Origin of the sequence: Janthinobacterium sp. KBS0711 (assembly GCF_000988085.1) — a bacterium.
Classification (GTDB): domain Bacteria; phylum Pseudomonadota; class Gammaproteobacteria; order Burkholderiales; family Burkholderiaceae_D; genus Janthinobacterium; species Janthinobacterium lividum_E.
The window spans coordinates 241,223-266,293 of sequence record NZ_LBCO01000018.1; the positions used below are offsets into that span (position 1 = coordinate 241,223).

A 25,071-nucleotide genomic window follows, 5' to 3' on the forward strand; every position below is an offset into this window, starting at 1 on the left:
GATCATGGATTCTTCCACGCACCTGTGAACACGCCATGAACAAGATCAAAACCGGCCTGGTCGGCTACGGCTTTGCCGGCTCCACCTTCCACGCTCCCGTCCTGTCCACCATCGATGCCCTGGAACTGACGGCCGTCGCTTCGAGCAAGCCGGAGCTCGTGCACAAGGATTGGCCGCACGCGACCGTGTATGCGGAACCCGCGCAGCTGTTTGCCGATCCGTCCATCGAACTGGTCGTCATCGCCGCACCCAACGAAGCGCATTTCAGCCTGGCGCAAGCGGCCCTGCAGGCTGGCAAGCACGTGGTGGTCGACAAGCCATTCACCATTTCCAGTGCCGAGGCGCAGAGCCTGATCGCGCTGGCGAAAGAACGCAAGCTGGTGCTCAGCGTGTACCACAACCGCCGTTGGGATGGCGACTTCCTGACCCTCAAAACGCTGCTGGCGCAAGGCACCTTGGGCCGCATCGCCAGCGTCGAATCGCACTTCGACCGTTTCCGCCCCGAGATCCGCCAGCGCTGGCGCGAGTCCGGCGCACCCGGTGGCGGCTTGCTGTACGACCTGGGTCCGCACATGCTGGACCAGGCCATGCAGCTGTTCGGCCAGCCGGAAAAGCTGTACGCCGATATCGCCCTGCAGCGCGATGGCGCGCAAGCCGTCGACTACATGCACATCGTTTTGTACTATGACCGGCTGCGCGTGGTGCTGCAAGCGGGCTGCCTGGTGAAAGCGCCAACGGCGCGCTTCGCCGTGCATGGCGATAAAGGCAGTTTCGTGAAGTTTGGCCTCGACCCACAGGAAGACGCCCTGAAGGCGGGCGGCAGGCCGGGCCAGCCAGGCTGGGGCGCGGACCCCGTGCGCGGCGCGCTGCATCTGGGCACGCAGCCGGACGGGCATTGCGAACACCTGGAGATGCAGGCGGGCCGCTACCAGGACTTTTACCAGGGCATGGCCGACGCCATCCGCCACGGTGCAGCGGCGCCCGTGTCGGCCGAAGATGCGGCGGCGACGATACGCCTGATCGAACTGGCGCTGCAAAGCGCCGCCGAAGGGCGCGTGCTCGCGGTCAGCTGATCGGGTTCAATTGATGACGAAGGCCAGTACCACGGCGCCCAGCGCCAGCAGGGCCAGGCCGCAGATGAACAGCAGCTCGCCCCACCATTCGTAGCGCAAGCGCGACTGGCCGGGGCGCAGCGACATGAACGAGAGCACGGCGCTGACGAGAAAAACGATGGCGTCGACAGCGAGCAGCTTGTCGATGGCCACGCGCACCTCGCCGCGCGGCGCCAGGTGCCCGATCGACAGCACCGTCATGCATACGCCAACCATCGTCGCCGACGTGGGCAGGATATGTGCCGACAAGCCCCGCGCCGACAAGCCCTGTTCAGGCGTCTTGCCGTCGCCAGGCATCAGGATTTGCCTTGATTCGTTCCCGCCGGCCAGATCAGCTCCACCCGCGCGGAACTGCCAGCCTTGATTTGCACCTTGCGTTCCAGTGTCGTGCCGGCCAGGGTGGCGTGCAGGGTGTAGCTGCCCGGTGCCAGTTTCGCCAGCAGGAACGGTCCGCTGGCCGTCGCTTCCAGCGCCAGCGCGCCCTTGGCGTCGCGTATTTCCAGCTTCACGTCGGAGGCAAATTCCGCCTTGCCCGCCGCCTGCACGGAAAACACGAGACTCAAGGGCCAATGCCGGCTGGCGCTCTTGATGGCCGTCGACTCGTCGAGGCCAATGCCGCCGCTCAGGTACTCCACCGCCCCGCTCTTCTGCACGGGCGGCAGTGCGCTGTCGTCTTGGGCCTGCGCCGCACTTCCTACTAACAGCCCGGCGGCCAGCATTGCCGCCGCCAGGGTCAAGGTACCGCGTCTGTCTGGTGCCATCTCACTCTCCTCATGTCGGTTGAATCAAGATAGGAAGCGCAGCTTAGGCCAGTCTTAGCTTAGCGCCGGCGCATGGCCTCGGCAATCTTCTGGTCCGTCTTGTACTGGCTCAGCGCATATACGGCCCAGATCGTCGCTGGCAGCCAGCCGATCAGGGTGATTTGCAGGATCAGGCAAATGATGCCGGCGATCGGACGGCCGATCGTGAAAAAGGTCAGCCACGGGAGTAACAGGGCAATCAGCAAGCGCATCGTTCGTTCCTTGAGTATTCCCCTGTGCCGCGGGGACCGGGCCGGCATGCGCCGGCGGTAAATTCAGTCAAACCGATTATAACGATACTGGCGCCTCACGCCGGCACGGGTGCCTGCAGTTTTTCCATCCACGCCAGGATGGCGGCAAAGATGGCGTCGCGGTTCACTTCATTGAAATTCTCGTGATAATTGGCCGGATAGTAGTGATAGTCGAGCAGTCCATCGGGCACGCTGCGCAGCAGGCTTTCCGTGGCGCGGCTGTCGGCCAGCTTGTCGTCGCCCGCCACCACGGCGAACAGGGGAAAGCGCCAGTCCGACAAGCCGCCCGCCAGTTCCTTTTGCGCCAACGTCAAGGCATGGGCGAAGCGCACCGACGCCGCACTGGCGCGGATGCCGTCGCGCTCGTCCTGGAAATGGCGCGCGGTGATGGTTTGATCGTGCGTCAGCAGCATGGTCAGGTTCCCCAGCGGCACCTTCATCGTTGGGAAGCGCTGCGCCAGCCAGCCCGACAGCATCTGCAGCACCTTCGGCACGGGAATCGCATTCACGTAATACGGCGATGAAATGATGAAGCCTTTGATCGCTGGATCGCCCGCAAAGCGCCGCAGCCCCAGGTGCGTGGCGATCAGGCCGCCCATCGAATGGCCCATGACGAACACGGGCAAGCCCGGATACGTTTTCTTGATCCAGGCGAGGAACAGCTCCTCGTCGTCGAGGAAGGCGTCGAACGAGGGAATGTCGACCTTGCGCTGGCCATCGTGGCCCACCATGTCGAAGCTGACGGTGGCGATGCCGTGCTGGCGGAAGTAGAGCGCCGGCGTGACGTAGTCGCCCGCGTGCGCCATGCCGCCGTGGATCGCCAGGATCACGGCACGTGGATGCTCGGGCTGCCAGATGTGGATGGGCCGCTCGACCCGGTCGCTGCACAGCAGGCTGGCCATCTTGTCTTCTGAAAAACGCATCGCTGCTCCTGTCATGCCCTGTCACGCCTTCAGATGATCGATCAACTGGCGCGCATACAGGGGTAATTCACTGAACTGGCGCACGCAGATCGTGAGATTGCGTACCGACCAGGGATCGGATAATTCCAGGCAGCGCAGCGCCATCGTCTGCTGGCAGCGACTGGCCGCCGCCAGCGGCACCACGCTGATGCCCACGCCGCTGGCCACCATGCGGCAGACGGCATCGAAGCTGCGCAGGCGCACGCGTACCTTCAGCGGACGCCCCAGGCGCGCCGCATGCATGCCCAGGTATTGCTGCATCGCGCTGTCGTCGGCCAGGCCGATGAAATCGTGATCCAGCACGCTGGCAAAGTCGACGACACCATCCTGGCCGAGCGCGCGGTGGTGCACGCCGTCGGCCGCCGCAATGACCACCAGCCGGTCGGGGCGGAACAAAAACGTCTGCAAGCCGCGCATGTCGACCGAGTCGGACACGATGCCCATGTCGGCCAGCCCTTCGGAGACGGCCTTGACGATATCGTAACTGAGGCGCTCTTCCAGGTCGATGGTCAGGTTCGGATGGCGGTCGAGAAAAGCGCCCAGCGCCTCGGGCAAAAATTCGCTGAGCGCGGCCGTATTGCACAGCAGGCGCAGCTGCCCTTTCAAGCCGCGCGCAAATTCGCCAAGTTCGCCGCGCATTTTCTCCATTTGCAGCAGCACCAGGCGCGCGTGATGCAGCAAGGTCTGGCCCACTGGCGTCGGCTCCACGCCGCGCCGCCCGCGCAGCAGCAAAGGCATGCCCAGCATCTCTTCCATGCCGCGCACGCGCGCACTGCTCGATGCCAATGCGAGATGGCTGCGCGCGGCGCCCGCCGTCAGGCTGCCCGCCTCCACCACGTTGACAAACAGCTGCAAATCGACCAGATCAAAGCGCATGCCAGCTCTCCTTTTCGCCATCTTACCAGCCTTCGCATTTAACTAAGGCTGACTCAAAATAATCCGCCTTGGCGAAATCCGCAAGCGCGCGCAGAATCCACGCAGTTCACTGTGGAATAGAAAAAATGGAGACCTCATTCCTGCTGGCCGTCGGCGCCAGCTTCCTCGTCGCTGGCTTCGTCAAGGGCGTAGTCGGACTGGGCTTGCCGACGGTGGCCATGGGCACGCTCAGCCTTGTCATGCCGCCCGTGCAGGCAGCCGCCCTGCTGATCGTGCCATCGATGGTAACGAACGTGTGGCAGCTGGCGGCCGGCCCCGGCCTGCGCGTCCTGCTGCGCCGTTTGTGGCCCATGCTGGCCGCCGTCATGGCCGGTACCGTGGCGGGCGGTACCCTGCTGCCGAAAGACAGCGGCGTCTGGGCCGTCGTCGCGCTGGGCGTGGCGCTGATGCTGTATGCGCTGGCGGGACTATTCTCGCTGCAGCTGCGCGTGCCGGCGCGGCACGAAGCGTGGCTGGGGCCCGTGACGGGCGCCGCGACGGGGCTGGTAACGGCCGCCACGGGCGTCTTCGTCATCCCCGCCGTGCCGTATCTGCAGGGACTGGGGCTGGCGCGCGATGCGCTGGTGCAGGCGCTCGGCCTGGCGTTTACGGCTTCGACCGTGGCGCTGGCGGCCAGCCTGGCCCTGCATGGCGACTTCAGTCTCGGTGCGGCCTGGACCTCCGCGTATGCGCTGCTGCCGGCGCTGGCCGGCATGCTGGCCGGTCAATGGCTGCGCGGGCGCATCGCGCAGCAGGTATTCAAGCGGTGCTTTTTTGCGGGGCTGTTCGCCTTGGGCTTGCATGCGGCGTTGAAACCATGGCTGGCGTGATGCAGATCGACTGGCAAGGAGACAGCGCGCTGTGCGCGTGGATCGACGGCCAGCAGGTGGCCATGCTCGACATCAGCCGACACGCCGATGAAGTGACTGTGAACATGCTGTTCGTGAAACCGCCGTTCCGCCGGCGCGGCATCGGCGGCGCACTGTTGCGGCGACTGTTGCAATGCCACCCGCAAGCTGCCACCGCCTGCAGCGACCCGCGGCTGCGGGCGCTGCTGGAGAGGACTACTTAAATGCCATACCTAGTGCGGTAGGCCGAAACGGCTTCTTTATGCTGCAGCAGTTCCGGATCGGCGCCCGCGCCGTTCAGGTAGCCGAACAGATCGTTCAGGTTGCCGATCGAAATGACGGGGATGCCGTACTGTTTCGACACTTCCTGCACGGCCGAACTTGGCGACAGCTGGCCGTCGGGGCCGGAACGTTCCATGCGGTCCAGGGCGATCAGCACGGCGCATGGTTCGGCGCCGGCGGCGCGTATCATGTCCACCGATTCGCGCACCGAGGTGCCGGCCGAGATCACATCGTCAATGATGACAACCTTGCCATGCAGCTTGGCGCCGACGATGGTGCCGCCTTCGCCGTGGTCCTTGGCTTCCTTGCGGTTGAAGGCGAACGAGGTGTTGCGGCCCTTGCCGGCCAGTGCCACCGCGGTGGCCGACGCCAGGGTGATGCCCTTGTAGGCGGGGCCGAACAGCATGTCGAATTCCACGCCCGAATCGAGCAGGGTCTGCGCGTAGAACTGCGCCAGCTCGGCCAGGGTGGCGCCGTCGTGGAACAGGCCCGCATTGAAGAAGTACGGCGATGATCGCCCGGCCTTGGTGGTGAACTCGCCAAACCGCAAGACTCCCTTGGATACTGAAAACGCGATAAACTGCTGGCGTAAATTATTCACATTAGCCTCATTTTTTAAAAGTGCCTGTATTTTAATCCGCGCGCACCGGCGAGACAATCGCCATGCCGCGCCCGCCGGCCCCGTACAACGCCCTTTTCACTCTCGACCTATGCCAAAAATTATTTCCGCCAATCTGAACGGTATCCGTTCCGCCGCCAAAAAAGGCTTTTTCAACTGGATGGGCACACAGACGGCCGATTTCATCTGCGTGCAGGAATTGAAGGCGCAGCTGCCTGACATGACGCCGGAATTCCTCAATCCGCACGGCTACCATGGCCATTTCCACTACGCCGAGAAAAAGGGCTATTCCGGCACGGGCGTGTACAGCAAGGCCGAACCGGACGCCGTGCATATCGGTTTCGGCAGCCCTGAATTCGACGCTGAAGGCCGCTACGTACGCTGTGATTTTGGCAACCTGTCCGTCATTTCCGTGTACTGCCCATCCGGCTCGTCCGGCCCCGAGCGCCAGGAAGCCAAGTTCCGCTTCATGGAACTGTTCCTGCCGCATTTGCTGGCATTGAAGGCGCTGGGCCGCGAAGTGGTCATCTGCGGCGACTGGAACATCGCCCACCATGAAATCGACTTGAAGAACTGGAAGGGCAACAAGAAAAACTCCGGCTTCCTGCCCGAGGAACGCGCATGGCTGACGCGCGTCTTCGACGAAGTGGGCTTTGTCGACGTGCACCGCGGCCTGGACAAGCGCGAAGACCAGTACACGTGGTGGAGCAACCGCGGACAAGCCTACGCAAAGAACGTGGGCTGGCGCATCGACTACCACGTCGCCACCCCCGGCATCGCGGCCCAGGCGCACACGGTCAGCGTCTACAAGGACGAGCGTTTTTCCGACCATGCACCGCTGATCATCGATTACACAATCAAGGGCTGATCTGATACGTCCGTGGTGGCGTCGGCTTACGCTGCGCTAAGCCGACCTACCTTATCTACCGTAGGTCGGATTAGGTCCGCAGGACCGTAATCCGACAACATTGTTGGCCGCGCCAGTGGTGAGGTCGGCTTACCCGAGCAGGCGCCGGCTTTCAAAGTGGCGCGGCTCGCCGCTCAAAGGGTCCGTAAAATCGATGGCCCGCGCCAGCAGCTGCAAGGGCTGCGACATGTCGTCTTCCTTGCACGGCAGGGCCACCGGGTAAAACGCATCGTTGACGATGGGGATGCCCAGCGCGGCCAGGTGCACGCGCAGCTGGTGCTTGCGCCCCGTGTGCGGCTGCAGCCGGTACAGGGCCACGTCGCCGCGCTCTTCGATGATCTCGATGATGGTTTCCGAATTCGCCTCGCCCGCCTCTTCGCGCATGAGAAAAAACTGCGCGCCCTCGACCATGCGGCTGCGGTAGGTGAATGGAAAATCGCGGCCCGCCAGCACAGGCGCCAGCGCCTCGTACGTCTTGCGCACTTCGCGGCGCTGGAACAGCGACTGATAGGCGCCGCGGCTGGCAATCTGGCGCGAAAAAATCACCACGCCGGCCGTCTCGCGGTCGAGGCGGTGGATGGGCGTCAGCTCGGCGCACTCCAGTTTTTTCTTCAGGCGCGTCAGCAAGGTCTCCTGCACGAAACGCCCGGCCGGCGTCATCGGCAGGAAGTGCGGCTTGTCGACCACCACCAGGTGTTCGTCCTGGAACAGGATCTCTTCGTGGAAGGGAATCGGCGTTTCCCGCTCCAGCTCGCGGTAGTAAAAAATGCGCATGCCGCGCCGGTATGCGCTGTCGGGCGCCAGCACGGCGCCGTCGCCATCGACCACTTCGCCGCGCGCCATGCGGTCCTGCCATTGCGCCGCGCTGATCTGCGGATAGCGCTCGAGCAGGAAGGACAGCATGTCCGGCCACTGCCCTTCCGGCAGCCACAGGTAGCTGGGCGCCACGCCGTCGCGCATGGGCAAGGGTGCGGCGGCGTGACGCTTCGACATTCTAGCGCTGCGCGATGGCGGTGCTGCGGTATGGCGGCAATGCGTCGACGCTGACGCCCTTGCTGCGCGCGTACAGCGGCAGCACTTGCGTCATGTGGCTGTTCATCTGCGAGATGCGGTCCTTGCCCGACGGGTGCGTCGAGAGGAATTCCGGCGGCGCGCCCTTGCTTACGGCCGCCATTTTCTGCCACAGGATGACGCCGGCGCGCGGGTCGAAGCCGGCGCGCGCGGCCAGGTCCATGCCGATCAGGTCCGCTTCGCGTTCGTCGTCGCGCGAGAACTTCAGCATCACGCCCTGCGCCGCCATATTCGTGGCGGTACTGGTGATGCTCGGATCGACGCCGAGCCAGGCCGACAGGCCTGCGCCGGCCAGCTTGGCGCCGACGGCGGCGAGATTGCCCTTGCCGGCCTGCGCCTGCGAGTGTTCGCGCAAGGCGTGGGAAATCTCATGGCCCATGACGATGGCCACTTCGTCGTCGGTCAGATTCAGCTTGGTGATGATGCCGCTGTAAAAAGCGATCTGCCCGCCCGGCATGCAAAAGGCATTGACCTGGTCGGAATTGAGCAGGTTGACCTGCCAGTTCCAGTTGGCCGACGCCTCGTTCCAGCGCGTGGCGAACGGGATGATGCGCTGGGCGATGGCGCGCAGGCGTTTCACTTGCGGATCGCTGTCGGGCACCAGCGCATTTTTTTCCTTCGCCTCGTTGACCAACTGCGTATATTGCTGCTTCGATTGTTCATTGAAATCGGCGCCGCCGGCAAAGATGCGCGAAGTCGACAAGGGACGTACCTTGATGCCATCCTGGACCGTCGCCTGCTGGGCGTGGGCGGACAGGGACGACAGCGCGGTGGCCGCGCACAGGCTGGCCAGGACGGTGTAACGTTTAAGGGATATTGGTGCCATTGGCAGACCTCCATGGAGCAATTTTAGGCAGCATCATCATGGCCGGGAAGGCCAGGAAGAAGCACACGATGAAAAACGAGAACCAGCCCAGTTCGGCGACCAGGAAGCCCACCGAGGCATTGATCAGGGTGCGCGGCACGGCGCTCAGGCTGGAAAACAAGGCATATTGCGTGGCAGTGTAGCGCGGGTCCGTGCTGCGCGACAGGAACGCGACAAAGGCGGCCGCGCCCAGCCCCAGGCTGGCGAACGCTTCAAAACCGATCACGGCGCTGAGCAGCACGGTATTCGGTCCCACCTGCGCCAGCCAGGCGAAGCCGAGAATCGCGATCGCCTGCAGCGCGCCAAACACCCACAGACCCCGGTTGATGCCCAGCTTGAGCATCCACACGCCGCCCACCACGCCACCGGCCAGGCTGGCCCAGAAACCCGTGGTGTTGGCGGCCAGGCCGATCTGCGTCATGGAAAAACCCAGGTCCAGATAAAACTTCGTCGCCAGCGCCGTGGCCATGCTGTCGCCGATTTTATAGAGTAGTACGAAGGCGAGTATCCACATTGCGTTACGCCAACCATCGCGCGCGATGAATTCCTGGAACGGCAGAATGATCGCTTCGCGCATGGTCTTCGGCGGCGAGCCGTACACGGTCGGCTCCTTGATCAGCAGGGTGCAGACAAACCCCGGCAGCATGAAGGCGGCCGTGATCCAGAAGACGGGTTGCCACGGCATGCGGTCGGCCAGGATCAGCGACAGCGCGCCCGGCACCATGCCCGCCACTTTATACGCGTTGACGATGACGGCCGCGCCCAGGCCCTGCTCGTTGTCGCTGAGGATTTCGCGCCGGTAGGCGTCGATGACGATGTCCTGGCTGGCCGACAGGAAGGCCACACCGCCGGCAGCGGCCGCGATCAGGCCTATCTGCGTGAGCGGGTCCAGCATGCCCATGCCGCCGATGGCAAAGAACAGCGCCACTTGCGTCAGCGCCATCCAGCCGCGCCGCCGTCCCAGTCCCAGGATGCGGTAGCGGTCCATCAGCGGCGCCCACAGGAATTTCCAGATGTACGGGAACTGCACCAGCGCGAACAGCCCCAGTGCCTTGACGTTCAGGCCCGACTTGGCCAGCCATGCCTGCAGCAGGTACAGCAGGATGAACAGGGGCAGGCCGGAACTGAAGCCCAGCACCAGCACGGCCAGCATGCGGCCATTGGCATGGGAACGCCAGCCAGGCGCCGGGCTTGTGGTCATCAATGCACCGCTTTTTTACGCAGGCGGAAGACGGCCAGGTCGCCACGCAGGTTCGGCAGCACGGAGACCATCTTGCCTTCGGCCAGGGCCACGCATTCGATCACTTCCAGGCCGCATTCCTCGGCCAGCTCGCGGAAGTCGTTGATGGTGGCGCAGCGCACGTTCGGCGTGTCGTACCACTGATACGGCAGCGATTTCGACACGGGCATGCGCCCTTTCAGCAATGCCACTCGGTGCGGCCAGTAAGCGAAGTTGGGGAACGAGACGATGGCCTCGGCGCCCACGCGCACGATGTCGCGCAGCAGCGGCTCGACCTGCTTCATCATCTGCAGGGAGGACAGGCACAGCACCGTGTCGAAGCTGTTGTCGCCAAAAATCGACAAGCCCTTTTCCATGTCTTGCTGGATCACGTTCACGCCACGGCGGGTGCTGGCCAGCACCTTGTCGTCGGCGATCTCGATGCCGTAACCACTGCACTCCTTGTCGCTTTGCAGATACTGCAGCATCACGCCTTCGCCGCAGCCCACGTCCAGCACGTGCGCGTTGTTCGGCACCCAGTGGGCGATGAAGGCCAGGTCGGGGCGCAGAGCGCTCAATTCGTCAAAAGTCATGCGGTCTCCTTGGCGCCCTGGCGGACGGCGGTATGCTGTGCGGGAGCGGGCAAGCCCGCCCCGATGTCGTTCCAAACCTGGCCATAATAGGCGCGCACCATGTTCATGTAGCGCGCATCTTCCAGCAAAAAGGCGTCGTGGCCGTGCGGCGCGTCGATTTCCGCATACGTGACCTGGCGGCGGTTACACACCAGGGCTTCGACAATCTCGCGGCTGCGCTCGGGCGAAAAACGCCAGTCGGTGGAAAACGAGGCGAGGAAGAACTTGGCCTTCGTGCCCGACAGGGCCTTGGCCAGGTCGCCGCCATGCGCGCGCGCCGGGTCGAAATAGTCGAGCGCCTTGGTGATCAATAAATACGTGTTGGCGTCGAAGTATTCGGAGAACTTGTCGCCCTGGTAGCGCAAATACGATTCGATCTCGAAGTCGATGCCGAAGCCGAATTTGTAGTCGCCCGTCTGCGCCGCATCGCGCAGCTTGCGGCCGAATTTTTCCGCCATGTCGTCATTCGACAGATACGTGATGTGGCCCACCATGCGCGCCACGCGCAAGCCGTTCTTCGGCACCACGCCGTGCGCATAGAAGTCGCCGCCATGGTATTGAGGGTCGGACAGGATGGCCTGGCGCGCCACGTCGTTGAAGGCGATGTTTTGCGCCGACAGCTTGGCCGTCGAGGCGATCACCACGCAGTGGCGCAGCCGCTCGGGGAACATGATGCTCCACGCCAGCGCCTGCATGCCGCCCAAGGATCCCCCCATCACGGCCGCGAATTGGGTGATACCCAGTTCATCGGCCAGGCGCGCCTGCGCGCTGACCCAGTCTTCCACCGTAACGACGGGGAAGGCGGCGCCATACGGTTTGCCAGTGGCGGGGTTGGTGTGCATGGGGCCCGTCGAGCCGAAGCAGGAGCCGAGGTTGTTGACGCCGATGACGAAGAATTTGTCCGTGTCGAGCGGCTTGCCGGGACCGACCATATTGTCCCACCAGCCCGTGCTTTTCGGCTGGTCCGCGTAGACGCCGGCCACGTGATGCGAGGCGTTCAGGGCGTGGCAGACCAGCACCGCGTTCGATTTGTCGGCGTTCAGGGTGCCGTAGGTTTCATACATCAACATATAGTCCCGCAGCGATGCTCCGCTTTGCAGCTGCAGGGGTTGCGCAAAATACATGGTTTGCGGCGAAACGATTCCAATGGATGACATGTGTGTCGGTTTATAAAAGGGGGGCGGCCCCACGGGCCATGGTCGATGCAGCACCGCGATGATAGGTGCTGCAACTTTAGCATCAGGACACCTCTTGCCGCGCGCGACGTGTCCCGATGCTGATAAGGTGACAGTTTACATGAGCTGCAGTTGCTGGACAGCTTCCGCGATCACATTTGGCTCCATGGAACGCATAATTTTGCGCATTTGTGGCGCAATCAGGCCCAGGTCGCTGTTGAGGATCTCTTGTTTGACCGCCAACAGCTGGGCCGGATGCATGGAAAACTCGCGCAGCCCCATGCCCAGCAACAAGCGCGTGAGCTTCACGTCGCCCGCCATTTCGCCGCAGACGGCCACGTCGATGCCAGCCTTGTGGCCGGCGGCGATCGTCATGGAGATCAGTTGCAGCACGGCCGGGTGCAGCGGATTGTACAAATGCGCCACTTCGTAGTCGACCCGGTCGATGGCCAGGGTGTACTGGATCAGATCATTCGTGCCGATCGACAGGAAATCCATGCGCTTGACGAACATGGGCAGGGCCAGCGCGGCGGCGGGAATCTCGATCATGGCGCCCACTTCGACCTCGTCGTCGAACTTGACGCCCTCCTCGCGCAGGCTGGCCTTCGCTTGCGCGATCATGGCCAGCGACTGGTCGATCTCGAACGCATGCGCGAGCATCGGGATCAGGATGCGCACCTTGCCAAAGGCGGAGGCACGCAGAATCGCCCGCAGCTGCGTCAGGAACAATTGCGGCTCGGCCAGGCAGTAACGGATGGCGCGCAAGCCCAATGCGGGATTCAAGGCCGTATGGTCGGCCTGGTCGAGCGGCTTGTCGGCGCCGATGTCGAGCGTGCGGATGGTCACCACGCGGCCCTTCATCGACTGCACCGTGTTGCGGTAAGCCTCGAACTGCTCGTCCTCGGTGGGAATCTTGTGGGCGCGGCCCATGAACAGGAATTCGGAGCGGAACAGGCCCACGCCGCTGGCGCCAGACTCCAGCGCAAACGGACAATCCTCGGGCAATTCGATATTCGCCAGCAGGGTGATGGGGGTGCCGCATTTGGTCACGGCCGGCGTCTTTTTCAGCTTGCCCAGCTTTTTGCGCGCGCGCTGCATGGCCGTCTGGCGCTCGCGGTACTGTTCCAGCACCAGCGCGCTGGGGTTGGCGATGACGACGCCGGCGTCGCCGTCGATGATCAGCCAGTCATCCTGGTCGATCAGCATCGATGCCTGCGACATGCCGACGGCGGCGGGAATATCGAGGCTGCGCGCGACGATGGCCGTGTGCGAGTTCTGTCCACCCACGTCGGTGATGAAGCCGATGAAGGAACGGTCGCGGAACTGCAGCATGTCGGCCGGCGAGATGTCGTGCGCGACGACGATCATCTGCGCCATCAATTCGTCTTCGGCCGCCGCCTTGGGCAGCAGCTGCTCCGTGCCCAGCAAGACTTTCAAGACGCGTTCGGCCACCTGCTGGATGTCGGCCTTGCGCTCGCGCAGGTACGGGTCTTCGATTTCGTCGAACTGCGCCGACAATTCATCGATCTGCGTCAGCAGCGCCCATTCGGCGTTGTAGTGGCGCTTGCGGATGATGTCGAGCGGCGCTTCGGAAATCATCGGGTCGGACAGGATCAGCGCGTGCACATCGATGAAGGCGCCCAGTTCCGTGGGCGCATCCTTGGGCAGCTCGTTCCACAAGGTTTGCAGTTCCTTGTGGACGGTGGCGATGGCGCTTTGCAGGCGCTGCACTTCGGCTTCGATCTGCTCCTGCGCGACCAGGTAATGTTTGACGTCAAGGGCGGCCGGCGCCAGCAGATGCGCGCGGCCAATGGCGATGCCGCGGGAAACCGGGATGCCGTGGAGCGTGAAAGATGCCATGGGTTGACCTGTCGGAATGCGGCTGCGGCTGCGTTCGGCGGGCATTACTCGCCTTCGCCAAACCTGTCATTAATCAGGGCGGTCAACGCATCGACACATGCCTGCTCATCATCGCCCTCGGCTTCCAGGGTCACTTTCGCGCCCTTGCCGGCAGCCAGCATCATCACGCCCATGATGGACTTGGCGTTGATGCGGCGCGCGTTGCGGGTCAGCCAGACGTCGCTCTTGAACTTGGCGGCGAGCTGGGTAAATTTGGCGGAGGCGCGTGCGTGCAGTCCCAGCTTGTTGATGATTTCGAGTTCTCTTTGAATCATTTTTGTATGGTCTCTATCCCTGAATGCACTGCATTGTTGCCAGCCCTGGCTATAAAACCCGCCGCCTTCAGGGCGGCGGCCATGTCACTCTTTACTCGCCCACGCGAATGCGGTTATCGACGCGCACGGCGCCGCTTTGCGCACCGGCCAGCGCCATCTCCACCACCACGTCGAGCGTGTCGCGGCGATACGTGATGGCGCGCAGCAGCATCGGCAGGCTGATGCCGGCGATGACTTCCACCCTGCCCGCGTCGGCCAGCTTGTTGCAGCAGTTCGACGGCGTGCCGCCCTTTACGTCCGTAATCACCAGTACGCCGGAACCGTCGTCGAGACGGCAGATGGCGTCCGACGCCAGCTTCTGCACTTCCGCCAGGTCCTGGTCGGCGACGACGTCGATGGCTTCAAACCGTTCCGTCGGCCCCCGGAACACATGCGCGCAGGCGGCGATGAACGCCTGTCCCAGCGGTGCATGTGTCATGAGCAAAATCCCTACCATAGTCATTTCACCTTCTAGCGCTGCTGCGCTTGCGCAACGTCATGCTCGACGGCGTCGACAAACATGGCCGCCACGTCAAAACCCGTCTGCTGCATGATTTCCTGGAAGCAGGTCGGGCTGGTGACATTGACTTCCGTCAGGTAGTCGCCGATCACGTCCAATCCTACCAGCATCAAGCCGCGCGCGGCCAGAATAGGGCCCAGCTTTTCAGCGATTTCCAGGTCGCGCGCCGTCAATGGCTGCGCCACGCCCGTGCCGCCGGCGGCCAGGTTGCCCCGCACTTCGCCCGCCTGCGGGATGCGCGCCAGCGAAAACGGCACCGGCTTGCCGCCGATGACGAGGATGCGCTTGTCGCCCTTGACGATGTCGGCGATGAAACGCTGCGCCATGATGGTCTGCGCGCCGTTCTCCGTCAGCGTCTCGATGATGGCACCCAGGTTCAGGCCGTCGGCCTTGACGCGGAAGATGCCCGTGCCGCCCATGCCGTCGAGCGGCTTGAAGATGACGTCCTGGTGCTTGGCGTGGAAGGCGCGCAGGCGCGCTTCGTCCGACGTCACCAGGGTCGGCGACGTGAATTCGGAAAACTGCGCGATGGCCAGCTTTTCATTGTTGTCGCGGATGGCGGACGGCTTGTTGAAGACGCAAGCGCCCTGCTTTTCCGCCAGTTCCAGCAGATACGTGCCGTACACGTATTCCATGTCGAACGGCGGATCCTTGCGCTCGATGATGGCGTCCAGGGCCGACAGGCGCACTTCTTCGGTGGAGACCACCTTGTACCAGTCGTGTTCGTCGCCGGTCAGCTCGATGTGTTTGACCCTTGCCGTGACGATGCCTTCTTCCAGCGCCATGTCCTTCTGTTCGAAGGCGTAGACGGCATGGCCGCGTTTGGCCGCCTCGCGCATCATGGCGAAGGTGGAATCTTTGTAAGTCTTGAAGCCTGCCAGCGGGTCGGCAAGGAATGCAATTTTCATGGTGCGTCCAATCGGGGAGCCTGGATAAGGAATGCTTGATTCTAGCCGAGATCGCCAGGCGCGGTAGTCGCCGCGCCTGGCGAGTCTGCTGGATCGATCAATACACCTCGGGATTCGGGTCCGTGCGCTCCATTTCCAGCGACGCGGCCAGCAAGGCCAGGCGCGCCACCACGCCGTACACATAAAAGCGGTTCGGCGCGGCCGTGCCCGGCTTGGCCTTCAAGTCCGGCACGGCATGCTGCTGGGCAAACGCCAGCGGCACGTACTGCGAGCCGGGCGCGTTCAGGTTCTGGTCCACGCCTTTTTCAGCATGCACGCGGTAGAAGCCGCCCACCACGTAGCGGTCGATCATGTAGACAACGGGCTCGGCCACGGCATCCTTGATGCTTTCAAAGGTCGGCACGCCTTCCTGGATGATGACGTCGGTCACCAGCTGGCCATCCTTGACGATCGACATTTTTTCGCGCTGCTTGCGCGACAAGTCGCGCACTTCACTGGCGTCGCGCACCGTCATGATGCCCGTGCCATACGTGCCCGCATCGGGCTTGACGATGACAAACGGCTTTTCCTTGATGCCGTATTCCTTGTATTTCTTGCGGATCTTGGCCAGCAGCACGTCGACGCTGGCGGCCAGCGCATCTTCGCCCTCGCCTTCCTGGAAATTGACGTCGCTGCACTTGGCGTGGAAGGGGTTGAGCATCCACGGGTCGACATCGATCATCTTGCCGAATTTTTTCACCACTTCATCGTAGGCCGTGTAGTGGTTGCTCTTGCGGCGCAAGGCCCAGCCCGCATGCAAGGGTGGCAACAGGCTTTGCTCATGAATATTTTGCAAGATATCGGGGATGCCGTCCGACAAGTCGTTATTCAGCAGAATCGTGCACGGATCGAAATCCTTCAAACCCAGGCGACGGCCATTGTTCAGGCGCACCAACGGCTCGATGACGAGCATATTGCCGTCCGGCAGGGCAAGCGGTGTCGGCTGGGTAATCTCGGGCGACCAGGAACCGAAGCGCACGTGCAGGCCCGTCTGGCGGAAGATTTGCATCAGGCGCGCCACGTTCTGCAAGTACTGCGGCGTGGTGTTGTGCAATTCCGGCACGATCAGCAAGTTGCGGGCGTCCGGGCAATACTTGTCGATGGCGGCCATGGCCGCTTGCACGGACAGGGGCAGCATTTCCGTGGCCAGGTTATGGAAACCGCCAGGGAACAGATTGGTATCGACGGGCGCCAGCTTGTAGCCGGCGTTACGCAAGTCTACCGAGCAATAGAAAGGCGGCGTGTGCTCTTGCCACTCCATGCGAAACCAGCGCTCAATGGCCGGCGTCGCGGCCAGAATCTTTTTTTCGAGGTCGAGCAGCGGTCCGGTCAGGGCCGTGACGAGATGGGGAACCATAGTTACATCCTTAAATTATGTGCAGTATTCAAAAAAGCACACAGAACTGCCGACTATATTACCGTGTAAGTACCCCAAATCGGGGCAAAAGCCTTGTTTTAAAGACCTTTTACATTCCCACAACGAAAAAAAGGCACCTCAATGAGGCGCCTTTTCCAACAGGACATGCCGCGCCGGGGCGCTAGCATGCCAGATAATGATTATTTAACCATGATACGCTTGCTCGCCATGGCTCGTGATATCGAGGCCTTCGCGCTCTTCTTCTTCCGGTACGCGCAGGCCGATGACGATGTCGACCAGTTTATAGGCGATGACGGAAACGATGGCCGACCAGAGGATGGTGGTGCCGACCGCTTGCGCCTGCACCCACACCTGATGGCCGATCGAGTACGGATCCGCCGACATCTTGTTGGTGACATAGTCGAAGATGCCCTGGCCGCCCAGTTGTGGTGCCGCAAACACGCCCGTCAGCAAGGCACCGAGGATACCGCCCACGCCATGCACGCCGAACACGTCGAGCGAATCGTCGGCGCCGATCAGGCGTTTCAGGCCATTCACGCCCCACAGGCAGACGACACCGGCCAGCAAGCCGATGACCAGGCCGCCCATCGGGCCGACAAAGCCGGCTGCCGGGGTGATCGCCACCAGGCCGGCCACTGCACCCGAGGCGCCACCGAGCATCGATGGCTTGCCTTTGCTGATCCACTCGCCAAATACCCACGACAGGGTGGCGGCGGCAGTGGCCAGCAGGGTGTTGACGAAAGCCAGGGCAGCCACGTCGCCCGCTTCCAGCGAGGAACCGGCATTGAAACCGAACCAGCCCACCCACAGCAGCGATGCGCCGATCATGGTCATCGTCAGCGAGTGCGGCGCCATCGATTCGCGGCCGTAACCGACGCGCTTGCCGATCATGATCGCGCCCACCAGGCCGGCGACGGCGGCATTGATGTGCACCACGGTGCCGCCGGCGAAGTCCAGCGCGCCTTTTTGCCAGATCCAGCCAGCCTTCAGGGCTTCGCTGGCCGAGGTGGCGGCGTTGGTGATCAGGTCAGGACCGGTCCAGAACCACACCATGTGGGCCGCTGGCAGGTAGGCGAACGTGAACCACAGCACGACGAAGGCCAGCACGGCGGAAAATTTGGCGCGCTCGGCAAAGGCGCCGACGATCAGTGCGCAGGTGATGGCGGCAAACGTGCCCTGGAAAGCGACGAAGACGAACTCGGGAATGACGACGCCCTTGCTGAAGGTGGCGGCGGCGGCAAACGTGCCCTTGGCCGGATCCCAGATACCATTCAGGAACAGGCGGTCGAAGCCACCGAAGAAAGCGGTTTTTTCCGTGAAGGCGATCGAATAACCGTAGATGCACCACAACACGATGACCAGCGCGAACACCATGAACACTTGCATCAGCACCGACAGCATGTTCTTCGAGCGCACCAGGCCGCCGTAGAACAGGGCCAGGCCGGGGATGGTCATCAGGATCACCAGCAAGGTGCTGATCATCATGAAGCTGGTATCGCCCTTGTTGGCGACGGGCGCGGCGGCTGGCGCGGCAGCGGCCGGGGCAGGAGCGGCGGCAGCCGGAGCTGCTGCTTCAGGCACGGGCGTAACGGCAGGGGCGGCGACGGCCGATGTCGTGGCAGCCTCCGTCTTGGCGGGGGCATCGGCAAAGCTCGGCGCGGCGACGCCGAACGCACACAGACAGGCAAACCCAGCTAGCAATTTTGTTATATTTTTACGCATCAATATTCCCCTTAGAGCGCTTCGTTGCCGGTTTCGCCGGTACGGATGCGGATGACCTGTTCCAGGTTGTAGACGAAAATCTTGCCATCGCCGATTTTACCGGTACGCGCGGCGCCTTCGATCGCTTCGATGGCCTGGTCGACAATGGCGTCATCAACAGCCGCTTCGATTTTGGTTTTTGGCAAGAAATCGACGACATACTCGGCGCCACGGTAGAGTTCCGTGTGTCCTTTCTGGCGGCCGAAACCCTTGACTTCCGTGACGGTAATGCCTTGCACATTGATAGCCGACAAAGCTTCGCGTACTTCGTCCAGTTTGAACGGTTTAATGATTGCAGTAATCATTTTCATGGCAGTCTCGCTTAAAAGGTTTTGGATACGGTCAGCACGAGACCGGATTTCGCCAGATTCTTGCCATTCGGTGCCAGCGACGAAATGTTGGCCTTCACGGCGGCGAGAGAAACGGTCGCCATGCCGAAGTCCTTGGTCACGCCGATCTTGACATCGTTATAGCTGAGGGAATCGTTGTGCTCGACTTTCTGGCGGCCCACATGCACGTTCATGATGTAGCCGTCGATCATGTCGAAGTTGCCGCCCACGTCAAGATAGCCACTGTTCTTGCTGTCGGCGACGCCAAACAGATTGGTCGTCGAGTGCGAGTACTTGATGTACAGCGGGCCATAACCGAGCTGGCCATACAGTTCAAAGGTATTCGCATTGGTGCTCAGCCCATTCGAGGGATAGAAGTAGTACAGGCCGCCCACATCATAGGTAACATTCTTGCTGATCTCGCCACGCTTGCCGCCGTACACATCCCATTCCAGATTGGTATCGCCGCCGCCGTCCTTGATCCATTTGATGCTCGACAACCAAGTTCCCACGTACAGGCCCGTCGGGTTATGGGTATAGTCGGCGCCGCCACTGACGGCCGGTTTCAAGCGGCTTTGCGAAATGCCACGGTAGCGGTAGTCGCTGGTCAGCGCCACGTTGTAGCTCACCACGTTATCAGGTACGGCTTCGGCTGCAGCAGGCGCCGCCACTGCATCCTGGGCCATGGCGCTACCGCACAAGGCGGTCATGGCCAGCGACAACGCTGCAGCTAAAGTCATGTTCTTGGACAGATTCTTCATGGCGATTCCCTTTTATTGAACTTTTAAAGCGGTTGAGGTTTAAAATCTTGGCTGGAGATCACAAAGCGTTCATACCTTCTTTAGCAGAATACGTGCCAGCTCCATTGCCACCTTGACAGGTGCGTTTCCGGCCATACATACCCTGCAAGCCTGTGGGCATGCGGGTACGGGCTGCTAAAGCATTGTGAATTTGCCCAGTTTCGCACCAGATTAACGCCGCTGTGCACCGCAATGGTGCGATGCACAGGCCGCACCATAAAAGGACTGACCATGGACATGAATACCTTCTTTAACGACTTGCAAGGCAAGATCCATCAAGCCATCGAAAACTCGCCTGCCAAGGATATCGAGAAAAACGTCAAATCGATGATGACCCAGGGCTTCGCCCGCCTCGATCTCGTCACGCGTGAGGAATTCGATATCCAGGCGCAAGTGCTGGCCAAGACCCGCGCCAAACTGGACGCACTGGAATTGCGCCTGATCGAACTGGAAACGCGCCTGAACGAATCCAAGGCGTAAGGTGACGCCAGCCAGGTCCCGTTATTGACGGCCTTGCTGGCATAGCTCAAGCCTGACAGCGCTTCACGCGCTAGACTGATCCTGCCCGCGCCCGCGCCACAGGGGAGTCTGATGAGTCTGGCCGTCCTGAAAAGCCGCGCCCTGGCCGGCATGGAAGCGCCCGAGGTAAGTGTCGAAGTCCACCTTGCCAATGGTTTGCCTTCGTTTACGATTGTCGGCCTGCCGGATACGGAAGTGAAGGAATCGCGCGACCGCGTCCGTGCCGCGCTGCAAAACTGCGGCTTTGACATGCCGGCGCGGCGCATCACGGCCAACCTGGCGCCGGCGGATTTGCCCAAGGAATCTGGGCGCTTCGACCTGCCCATCGCGCTGGGCATCCTGGCCGCCTCCGGCCAGTTGCCGGGCGACCAATTACACCACTACGAATTCGCGGGCGAACTGTCGCTGTCGGGCCAGTTGCGCCCCATCCGCGGCGCCCTGGCCATGACCTTTGCCATGCAGCGCAGCCAGCCGGGCGCGCCACGCGCCTTCATCTTGCCGCAGGCGAACGCGGACGAGGCGGCGCTCGTCCGCGACGCCTGCATCTACCCCGCCCACAGCCTGCTCGAGGTCTGCGCGCATTTTGCCGCGCACGCCAGCCACACGGCCCTGCAACGCCATCAGCCCATGTTGGCTGTCTCCGCTTTTGCTTATCCCGACTTTGCCGACGTGCAAGGACAGCAGCAGGCGCGACGCGCACTGGAAGTGGCGGCCGCGGGCGGCCATAACGTCTTGATGGTAGGGCCGCCGGGTGCGGGCAAGACCATGCTGGCCAGCCGCTTCCCCGGCGTGCTGCCGCCCATGAGCGATGAAGAAGCGCTGGAATCGGCGGCCGTGCATTCGCTGGGCGGGCACTTCAAGGTGGAACACTGGAAACGGCGCCCCTATCGCGCCCCGCACCAAACGGCGTCCGGCGTGGCCTTGGTGGGCGGCGGCAACGTGCCGCGCCCGGGAGAAATCTCGCTGGCACACTGCGGTGTGCTGTTTCTCGATGAAATCGCCGAATTCCAGCGCCGGGTACTCGATGTCTTGCGCCAGCCCATGGAATCGGGCGTGATCAGCATTTCACGCGCGGCCCGCCAGGCCGAGTTTCCTGCCCGCTTTCAGCTGATCGCCGCCATGAATCCCTGCCCATGCGGCTATCTGGGCCACGCTTCGGGCCGTTGCCGCTGCACGCCGGACGCCGTGCTCCGCTATCACAGTCGCCTGTCCGGCCCGCTACTCGACCGTATCGACTTGCAAATTGAAGTGGCCGCCATGCCGCCCGCAGCGCTGGGCCGGCACGCAGGCGCCGGCGAAAGCACGCAAGCCATCGCCACGCGGGTGGCGGCAGCCTTTGCCCTGCAGCTGGCACGCCAGGGGAAAGCGAACCAGCGCCTGAGCAGCACGGAAATCGAACAGCATTGTCGTCTGGAAACGCATGGAGAACAGCTGCTGCATGGCGCCATGGCGCGATTGCACTGGTCGGCGCGCACGTATCACCGGGTACTGCGCGTAGCGCGCAGCATCGCGGACCTGGCGGGCAGCCCCGGCATCACGCAAGCGCATGTCGCCGAAGCGATCCAGTACCGGCGCGTGCTGCGTGAAATATGAGCCGGCCGGTGGCCCCACACGTGCGCGATTGCGCCTGATCGGCGGCGCTGCTACCATCTGCTGATGAAAAAACCATCACTTGCCCTCTTTCTGGCTACGCTCGCGGCCGCCAGCGTCCTGTCCGCCTGCAGTCCGAAGTTCGACTGGCGCGACTATCGCAGCCCCGACGCCCAGTTCACGGCCCTGTTTCCAGGCAAGCCGGCCGTGCTGACACGCGAGGTCGACCTCGACGGCAAGAAAGTCAGCCTGACCATGACGGCCAGCGAAGTCGATGGCAATACCTTCGCCATCGGCAGCGCCATGCTCGACAGCGCAGAACAGGCGCAAGCGGCCCTGCCCGCCATGCAGACTGCCCTGTTGAAAAATATCAACGGCACCGTGCGCAGCGAAAAATCGGCATCGGCGGCCAGCAGCACGGCTGCGGGAACGCACCAACGCAGTTCGCTCAGCATCGAGGCCAAAGGCACACAGCAAGGCAAGCCTGTCTTGCTGGTCGGGCGTTTTGTGGCGCAGGACAAACGCATCTTCCAGATCATCATTCTCGGTGAAGAAAGCAAGCTGTCGCGTGACACCATCGACACCTTCATGGACTCGGTGAAACTGCATTAAGACTTAACGATCGCTTAAACGGGTATTTTCACGGTAAGCGAGCTCTTGTAAATACGTGCGTTGTCCAACAGATGGCTCTATCCGGCTTGCAAATATGCAATCCGGGACAAACGGACGGCCTGTGCGACATTTCAAGTCGTGATATTGTTTCGACACTAACAACAAGTTTCAGAAAGCGCTTATGTTGATCTCATTCAAATCCAAATCTTCCCCTGAAGTGCTGATGTACCAGGAACATGCCCAGCGTATCCTCGACATCCTGCACAAGAACCCCACGCGCGGCGTCATCACGCCAGCCGAAGCGGGCGATGCCCTGGCCCTGCTGGAAAAAGAAGTCGCGGAAAGCAAATTGCATCCGGAAAATGACATCGAACACGATGCGCATACGCCGGAAACACTGGAAGATGGCGAAACGGGTGCCCATGCGCGCGCGCAAAAAGTGCATTTCTCGCAGCGCGCCTATCCTTTGATGGAAATGCTGCGCTCGGCCAAGGCGGAAAATGAAAGCATCACCTGGGGCATCTGATCCGATGAGTGCTGCAGACGAAAAAAAACCCCGCACCTAGCGGGGTTTTTTTATATAACAAGCCTGACGATAACCTACTTTCACACTGGTTGCAGCACTATCATCGGCGCAAAGTTGTTTCACGGTCCTGTTCGGGATGGGAAGGGGTGGGACCAACTTGCTATGGTCATCAGGCATAACTTTTTCAACAACCTGCTCCCAGCGGGGCAGCAAGTCGTCTGATCTGAGGAGGCGAATTATACCCCAGGTCGGCTTGACACACAAGCGCGCAAGCCGGGATCACCACGAATGCCAACAATGTTGTCGGATTACGCTACGCTAATCCGACCTACCCGGCGTTCTATGGACGTAGGTCAGCTTAGCGCGCAGCGCGTAAGCCGACAAGCACCCGCAGCCTATAACGCAAACAAACCGCCAGACGAAAAAAAACCCGCCAATTGCTTGACGGGTTTTTCTCTACTGCGAATAACAAGCCTGACGATAACCTACTTTCACACTGGTTGCAGCACTATCATCGGCGCAAAGTTGTTTCACGGTCCTGTTCGGGATGGGAAGGGGTGGGACCAACTTGCTATGGTCATCAGGCATAACTTGTACTGGCGTTTGTCTCCTGTAGGACGACAAAGCCTGAATCTGGAAGAAGCAAAGATTGGGGTAATGAACAGTAGTATCAACACACACGCAACGTTGTACCGTCTTATCCTCTGTACCTGCTAAGGTTATAGGGACAAGCCGTACGGGCAATTAGTACTGGTTAGCTTAATGCATTACTGCACTTCCACACCCAGCCTATCAACGTCCTGGTCTCGAACGACCCTTCAAAGAGCTCAAGGCTCTGGGAAATCTCATCTCAAGGCAAGTTTCCCGCTTAGATGCTTTCAGCGGTTATCTCTTCCGAACTTAGCTACCCGGCAATGCCACTGGCGTGACAACCGGTACACCAGAGGTTCGTCCACTCCGGTCCTCTCGTACTAGGAGCAGCCCCCTTCAAATTTCCAACGCCCACGGCAGATAGGGACCAAACTGTCTCACGACGTTTTAAACCCAGCTCACGTACCACTTTAAATGGCGAACAGCCATACCCTTGGGACCGGCTACAGCCCCAGGATGTGATGAGCCGACATCGAGGTGCCAAACTCCCCCGTCGATATGAACTCTTGGGAGGAATCAGCCTGTTATCCCCAGAGTACCTTTTATCCGTTGAGCGATGGCCCTTCCATACAGAACCACCGGATCACTATGTCCTACTTTCGTACCTGCTCGACTTGTCAGTCTCGCAGTTAAGCACGCTTATGCCATTGCACTATCAACACGATGTCCGACCGTATCTAGCGTACCTTCGAACTCCTCCGTTACACTTTAGGAGGAGACCGCCCCAGTCAAACTGCCTACCATGCACTGTCCCCGATCCGGATAACGGACCAAGGTTAGAACCTCAAACAAACCAGGGTGGTATTTCAAGGTTGGCTCCACGAGAACTAGCGTCCCCGCTTCAAAGCCTCCCACCTATCCTACACAGATTGGTTCAAAGTCCAATGCAAAGCTACAGTAAAGGTTCATGGGGTCTTTCCGTCTAGCCGCGGGTAGATTGCATCATCACAAACATTTCAACTTCGCTGAGTCTCGGGAGGAGACAGTGTGGCCATCGTTACGCCATTCGTGCAGGTCGGAACTTACCCGACAAGGAATTTCGCTACCTTAGGACCGTTATAGTTACGGCCGCCGTTTACTGGGACTTCAATCAAGAGCTTGCACCCCATCATTTAATCTTCCAGCACCGGGCAGGCGTCACACCCTATACGTCCACTTTCGTGTTTGCAGAGTGCTGTGTTTTTATTAAACAGTCGCAGCCACCAGTTTATTGCAACCCTTTCACCCTCATGGAGTAAACCAATCAAGCTACCGGGGCGTACCTTTTCCCGAAGTTACGGTACCAATTTGCCGAGTTCCTTCTCCCGAGTTCTCTCAAGCGCCTTAGAATACTCATCTCGCCCACCTGTGTCGGTTTGCGGTACGGTCTCGTATGACTGAAGCTTAGAGGCTTTTCTTGGAACCACTTCCGATTGCTTCGTGAATAAATTCACTCGTCTCAACCCCTTGAATTCCGCGCCCGGATTTGCCTAAGCGCCTTCTATGAGCCAAAAACCAACTATTCCAACAGTTGGACAACCTTCCGCGATCCGTCCCCCCATCGCATCATACGACGGTGCAGGAATAT

At 61.4% G+C, this 25,071-nt stretch carries 27 protein-coding genes and 3 rRNA genes (1 of these 30 running past the window's edge); 8 read left to right on the plus strand and 22 right to left on the minus strand.

Annotation, left to right across the window (positions count from 1 at the left end; translation table 11 throughout):
- The first annotated feature begins 35 nt into the window (after positions 1–35).
- Positions 36–1,073: an oxidoreductase gene (locus VM94_RS10855; protein ID WP_046683492.1), complete on the plus strand. Its 1,038-nt coding sequence runs from the start codon at positions 36–38 to the stop codon at positions 1,071–1,073.
- A 6-nt stretch (positions 1,074–1,079) separates the two neighbouring features.
- On the opposite strand, the gene VM94_RS10860 is transcribed toward VM94_RS10855, so the two are convergent.
- From VM94_RS10860 to VM94_RS10880, 5 genes are all read right to left on the minus strand, one after another.
- Positions 1,080–1,409, minus strand: coding sequence for a hypothetical protein (locus tag VM94_RS10860; RefSeq protein ID WP_046683493.1), 330 nt, complete (start codon positions 1,407–1,409; stop codon positions 1,080–1,082).
- Positions 1,409–1,873 carry a hypothetical protein gene (locus VM94_RS10865; RefSeq protein WP_046683494.1) on the minus strand — a complete coding sequence of 155 codons (465 nt, stop codon included), beginning with the start codon at positions 1,871–1,873 and terminating at the stop codon, positions 1,409–1,411. The genes VM94_RS10860 and VM94_RS10865 overlap by 1 nt, the downstream gene beginning before the upstream one ends.
- Positions 1,874–1,932: 59 nt before the next feature.
- A complete protein-coding gene (locus VM94_RS10870) occupies positions 1,933–2,124 on the minus strand; it encodes a YqaE/Pmp3 family membrane protein (protein ID WP_034749384.1) in 192 nt (63 codons plus the stop codon).
- A gap of 95 nt (positions 2,125–2,219) precedes the next feature.
- The gene (locus tag VM94_RS10875) at positions 2,220–3,086 is read right to left on the minus strand and encodes an alpha/beta fold hydrolase (protein ID WP_046683495.1); all 867 of its coding nucleotides are present in this window, start codon (positions 3,084–3,086) and stop codon (positions 2,220–2,222) included.
- Positions 3,087–3,107: 21 nt separating this feature from the next.
- Complete coding sequence (locus VM94_RS10880; RefSeq protein WP_034749390.1) at positions 3,108–4,001, minus strand: LysR substrate-binding domain-containing protein; 894 nt, start codon at positions 3,999–4,001, stop codon at positions 3,108–3,110.
- A gap of 125 nt (positions 4,002–4,126) precedes the next feature.
- Here VM94_RS10880 and VM94_RS10885 point away from each other — a divergent pair, with 125 nt between their 5' ends.
- Together VM94_RS10885 and VM94_RS10890 are read left to right on the plus strand one after the other, a co-directional pair.
- Positions 4,127–4,870: a sulfite exporter TauE/SafE family protein gene (locus VM94_RS10885; RefSeq protein WP_046683496.1), complete on the plus strand. Its 744-nt coding sequence runs from the start codon at positions 4,127–4,129 to the stop codon at positions 4,868–4,870.
- Positions 4,870–5,112: a GNAT family N-acetyltransferase gene (locus VM94_RS10890; protein ID WP_157808878.1), complete on the plus strand. Its 243-nt coding sequence runs from the start codon at positions 4,870–4,872 to the stop codon at positions 5,110–5,112. The genes VM94_RS10885 and VM94_RS10890 overlap by 1 nt, the downstream gene beginning before the upstream one ends.
- Here VM94_RS10890 and pyrE read toward each other — a convergent pair.
- Positions 5,109–5,771, minus strand: a complete 663-nt coding sequence (gene pyrE, locus VM94_RS10895; RefSeq protein WP_046683497.1) for an orotate phosphoribosyltransferase — start codon at positions 5,769–5,771, stop codon at positions 5,109–5,111. The genes VM94_RS10890 and pyrE overlap by 4 nt on opposite strands.
- Before the next feature lie 109 nt (positions 5,772–5,880).
- On the opposite strand from pyrE, the gene VM94_RS10900 reads away from it, so the two are divergent.
- Positions 5,881–6,657, plus strand: a complete 777-nt coding sequence (locus VM94_RS10900; protein WP_046683498.1) for an exodeoxyribonuclease III — start codon at positions 5,881–5,883, stop codon at positions 6,655–6,657.
- A gap of 129 nt (positions 6,658–6,786) precedes the next feature.
- Here the strand turns inward: VM94_RS10900 and VM94_RS10905 are convergent, their stop codons facing one another.
- The 13 genes from VM94_RS10905 to VM94_RS10965 form a co-directional block, all read right to left on the minus strand.
- Entirely contained in the window at positions 6,787–7,689 is a 903-nt protein-coding gene (locus VM94_RS10905; RefSeq protein ID WP_046683499.1) for a pseudouridine synthase, read from the minus strand.
- A 1-nt stretch (position 7,690) separates the two neighbouring features.
- Complete coding sequence (locus VM94_RS10910) at positions 7,691–8,593, minus strand: M48 family metallopeptidase (protein ID WP_046683500.1); 903 nt, start codon at positions 8,591–8,593, stop codon at positions 7,691–7,693.
- Entirely contained in the window at positions 8,574–9,833 is a 1,260-nt protein-coding gene (locus tag VM94_RS10915; RefSeq protein WP_046683501.1) for an AmpG family muropeptide MFS transporter, read from the minus strand. The genes VM94_RS10910 and VM94_RS10915 overlap by 20 nt, the downstream gene beginning before the upstream one ends.
- Entirely contained in the window at positions 9,833–10,444 is a 612-nt protein-coding gene (gene metW / locus VM94_RS10920) for a methionine biosynthesis protein MetW (RefSeq protein ID WP_034749410.1), read from the minus strand. Before metW ends, VM94_RS10915 begins: the two co-directional genes overlap by 1 nt.
- Positions 10,441–11,640, minus strand: coding sequence for a homoserine O-succinyltransferase MetX (gene metX, locus VM94_RS10925; RefSeq protein ID WP_082127664.1), 1,200 nt, complete (start codon positions 11,638–11,640; stop codon positions 10,441–10,443). Before metX ends, metW begins: the two co-directional genes overlap by 4 nt.
- Before the next feature lie 135 nt (positions 11,641–11,775).
- A complete protein-coding gene (gene ptsP / locus VM94_RS10930; protein WP_046683536.1) occupies positions 11,776–13,518 on the minus strand; it encodes a phosphoenolpyruvate--protein phosphotransferase in 1,743 nt (580 codons plus the stop codon).
- Positions 13,519–13,562: 44 nt separating this feature from the next.
- A complete protein-coding gene (locus VM94_RS10935) occupies positions 13,563–13,832 on the minus strand; it encodes an HPr family phosphocarrier protein (protein WP_034749416.1) in 270 nt (89 codons plus the stop codon).
- Between the two features lie 91 nt (positions 13,833–13,923).
- Positions 13,924–14,328 (minus strand): PTS sugar transporter subunit IIA, encoded by a 405-nt coding sequence (locus VM94_RS10940; protein WP_035824452.1) that lies wholly within the window; start codon positions 14,326–14,328, stop codon positions 13,924–13,926.
- Positions 14,329–14,342: 14 nt separating this feature from the next.
- Positions 14,343–15,299 (minus strand): glutathione synthase, encoded by a 957-nt coding sequence (gene gshB, locus VM94_RS10945; RefSeq protein WP_046683503.1) that lies wholly within the window; start codon positions 15,297–15,299, stop codon positions 14,343–14,345.
- Positions 15,300–15,396: 97 nt separating this feature from the next.
- Complete coding sequence (gene gshA, locus VM94_RS10950) at positions 15,397–16,695, minus strand: glutamate--cysteine ligase (RefSeq protein ID WP_034749425.1); 1,299 nt, start codon at positions 16,693–16,695, stop codon at positions 15,397–15,399.
- 204 nt (positions 16,696–16,899) lie between these two features.
- The gene (locus tag VM94_RS10955) at positions 16,900–18,438 is read right to left on the minus strand and encodes an ammonium transporter (RefSeq protein WP_046683504.1); all 1,539 of its coding nucleotides are present in this window, start codon (positions 18,436–18,438) and stop codon (positions 16,900–16,902) included.
- Between the two features lie 11 nt (positions 18,439–18,449).
- The gene (locus VM94_RS10960; protein ID WP_010393464.1) at positions 18,450–18,788 is read right to left on the minus strand and encodes a P-II family nitrogen regulator; all 339 of its coding nucleotides are present in this window, start codon (positions 18,786–18,788) and stop codon (positions 18,450–18,452) included.
- 11 nt (positions 18,789–18,799) lie between these two features.
- Positions 18,800–19,567 carry a TorF family putative porin gene (locus VM94_RS10965; RefSeq protein ID WP_046683505.1) on the minus strand — a complete coding sequence of 256 codons (768 nt, stop codon included), beginning with the start codon at positions 19,565–19,567 and terminating at the stop codon, positions 18,800–18,802.
- A 270-nt stretch (positions 19,568–19,837) separates the two neighbouring features.
- Here VM94_RS10965 and VM94_RS10970 point away from each other — a divergent pair, with 270 nt between their 5' ends.
- The 4 genes from VM94_RS10970 (at position 19,838) to VM94_RS10985 (ending at position 22,853) form a co-directional block, all read left to right on the plus strand.
- Positions 19,838–20,086, plus strand: a complete 249-nt coding sequence (locus tag VM94_RS10970) for an accessory factor UbiK family protein (RefSeq protein ID WP_046683506.1) — start codon at positions 19,838–19,840, stop codon at positions 20,084–20,086.
- 111 nt (positions 20,087–20,197) lie between these two features.
- Positions 20,198–21,718, plus strand: a complete 1,521-nt coding sequence (locus tag VM94_RS10975; RefSeq protein WP_046683507.1) for a YifB family Mg chelatase-like AAA ATPase — start codon at positions 20,198–20,200, stop codon at positions 21,716–21,718.
- A 63-nt stretch (positions 21,719–21,781) separates the two neighbouring features.
- Entirely contained in the window at positions 21,782–22,327 is a 546-nt protein-coding gene (locus VM94_RS10980) for a hypothetical protein (RefSeq protein WP_046683508.1), read from the plus strand.
- 181 nt (positions 22,328–22,508) lie between these two features.
- Positions 22,509–22,853 (plus strand): DUF1840 domain-containing protein, encoded by a 345-nt coding sequence (locus tag VM94_RS10985; RefSeq protein WP_034749443.1) that lies wholly within the window; start codon positions 22,509–22,511, stop codon positions 22,851–22,853.
- A gap of 61 nt (positions 22,854–22,914) precedes the next feature.
- Here VM94_RS10985 and rrf (VM94_RS10990) read toward each other — a convergent pair.
- The 3 genes from rrf (VM94_RS10990) to VM94_RS28705 form a co-directional block, all read right to left on the minus strand.
- Positions 22,915–23,027: ribosomal RNA gene (gene rrf, locus VM94_RS10990) — 5S ribosomal RNA — on the minus strand.
- Between the two features lie 298 nt (positions 23,028–23,325).
- Positions 23,326–23,438: ribosomal RNA gene (rrf, locus tag VM94_RS10995) — 5S ribosomal RNA — on the minus strand.
- A gap of 138 nt (positions 23,439–23,576) precedes the next feature.
- Positions 23,577–25,071: ribosomal RNA gene (locus VM94_RS28705) — 23S ribosomal RNA — on the minus strand (its annotated part continues 312 nt past the right edge of the window); the annotation flags it as partial.

Bases quoted from the DNA above. Each gene is read 5' to 3' on its own strand.
- VM94_RS10890 (WP_157808878.1), top strand. From the start codon at position 4,870: ATGCAGATCGACTGGCAAGGAGACAGCGCGCTGTGCGCGTGGATCGAC.
- gshA (WP_034749425.1), bottom strand. From the start codon at position 16,695: ATGGTTCCCCATCTCGTCACGGCCCTGACCGGACCGCTGCTCGACCTC.
- VM94_RS10970 (WP_046683506.1), top strand. From the start codon at position 19,838: ATGGACATGAATACCTTCTTTAACGACTTGCAAGGCAAGATCCATCAA.
- VM94_RS10905 (WP_046683499.1), bottom strand. From the start codon at position 7,689: ATGTCGAAGCGTCACGCCGCCGCACCCTTGCCCATGCGCGACGGCGTG.
- VM94_RS10960 (WP_010393464.1), bottom strand. From the start codon at position 18,788: ATGAAAATGATTACTGCAATCATTAAACCGTTCAAACTGGACGAAGTA.
- ptsP (WP_046683536.1), bottom strand. From the start codon at position 13,518: ATGGCATCTTTCACGCTCCACGGCATCCCGGTTTCCCGCGGCATCGCC.
- metX (WP_082127664.1), bottom strand. From the start codon at position 11,640: ATGTCATCCATTGGAATCGTTTCGCCGCAAACCATGTATTTTGCGCAA.
- VM94_RS10900 (WP_046683498.1), top strand. From the start codon at position 5,881: ATGCCAAAAATTATTTCCGCCAATCTGAACGGTATCCGTTCCGCCGCC.
- VM94_RS10860 (WP_046683493.1), bottom strand. From the start codon at position 1,409: ATGCCTGGCGACGGCAAGACGCCTGAACAGGGCTTGTCGGCGCGGGGC.
- VM94_RS10875 (WP_046683495.1), bottom strand. From the start codon at position 3,086: ATGCGTTTTTCAGAAGACAAGATGGCCAGCCTGCTGTGCAGCGACCGG.
- VM94_RS10880 (WP_034749390.1), bottom strand. From the start codon at position 4,001: ATGCGCTTTGATCTGGTCGATTTGCAGCTGTTTGTCAACGTGGTGGAG.
- gshB (WP_046683503.1), bottom strand. From the start codon at position 15,299: ATGAAAATTGCATTCCTTGCCGACCCGCTGGCAGGCTTCAAGACTTAC.
- VM94_RS10865 (WP_046683494.1), bottom strand. From the start codon at position 1,873: ATGGCACCAGACAGACGCGGTACCTTGACCCTGGCGGCGGCAATGCTG.
- VM94_RS10885 (WP_046683496.1), top strand. From the start codon at position 4,127: ATGGAGACCTCATTCCTGCTGGCCGTCGGCGCCAGCTTCCTCGTCGCT.
- VM94_RS10985 (WP_034749443.1), top strand. From the start codon at position 22,509: ATGTTGATCTCATTCAAATCCAAATCTTCCCCTGAAGTGCTGATGTAC.
- VM94_RS10855 (WP_046683492.1), top strand. From the start codon at position 36: ATGAACAAGATCAAAACCGGCCTGGTCGGCTACGGCTTTGCCGGCTCC.
- VM94_RS10915 (WP_046683501.1), bottom strand. From the start codon at position 9,833: ATGACCACAAGCCCGGCGCCTGGCTGGCGTTCCCATGCCAATGGCCGC.
- VM94_RS10980 (WP_046683508.1), top strand. From the start codon at position 21,782: ATGAAAAAACCATCACTTGCCCTCTTTCTGGCTACGCTCGCGGCCGCC.
- VM94_RS10910 (WP_046683500.1), bottom strand. From the start codon at position 8,593: ATGGCACCAATATCCCTTAAACGTTACACCGTCCTGGCCAGCCTGTGC.
- VM94_RS10965 (WP_046683505.1), bottom strand. From the start codon at position 19,567: ATGAAGAATCTGTCCAAGAACATGACTTTAGCTGCAGCGTTGTCGCTG.
- VM94_RS10940 (WP_035824452.1), bottom strand. From the start codon at position 14,328: ATGGTAGGGATTTTGCTCATGACACATGCACCGCTGGGACAGGCGTTC.
- metW (WP_034749410.1), bottom strand. From the start codon at position 10,444: ATGACTTTTGACGAATTGAGCGCTCTGCGCCCCGACCTGGCCTTCATC.
- VM94_RS10955 (WP_046683504.1), bottom strand. From the start codon at position 18,438: ATGCGTAAAAATATAACAAAATTGCTAGCTGGGTTTGCCTGTCTGTGT.
- VM94_RS10870 (WP_034749384.1), bottom strand. From the start codon at position 2,124: ATGCGCTTGCTGATTGCCCTGTTACTCCCGTGGCTGACCTTTTTCACG.
- VM94_RS10975 (WP_046683507.1), top strand. From the start codon at position 20,198: ATGAGTCTGGCCGTCCTGAAAAGCCGCGCCCTGGCCGGCATGGAAGCG.
- VM94_RS10935 (WP_034749416.1), bottom strand. From the start codon at position 13,832: ATGATTCAAAGAGAACTCGAAATCATCAACAAGCTGGGACTGCACGCA.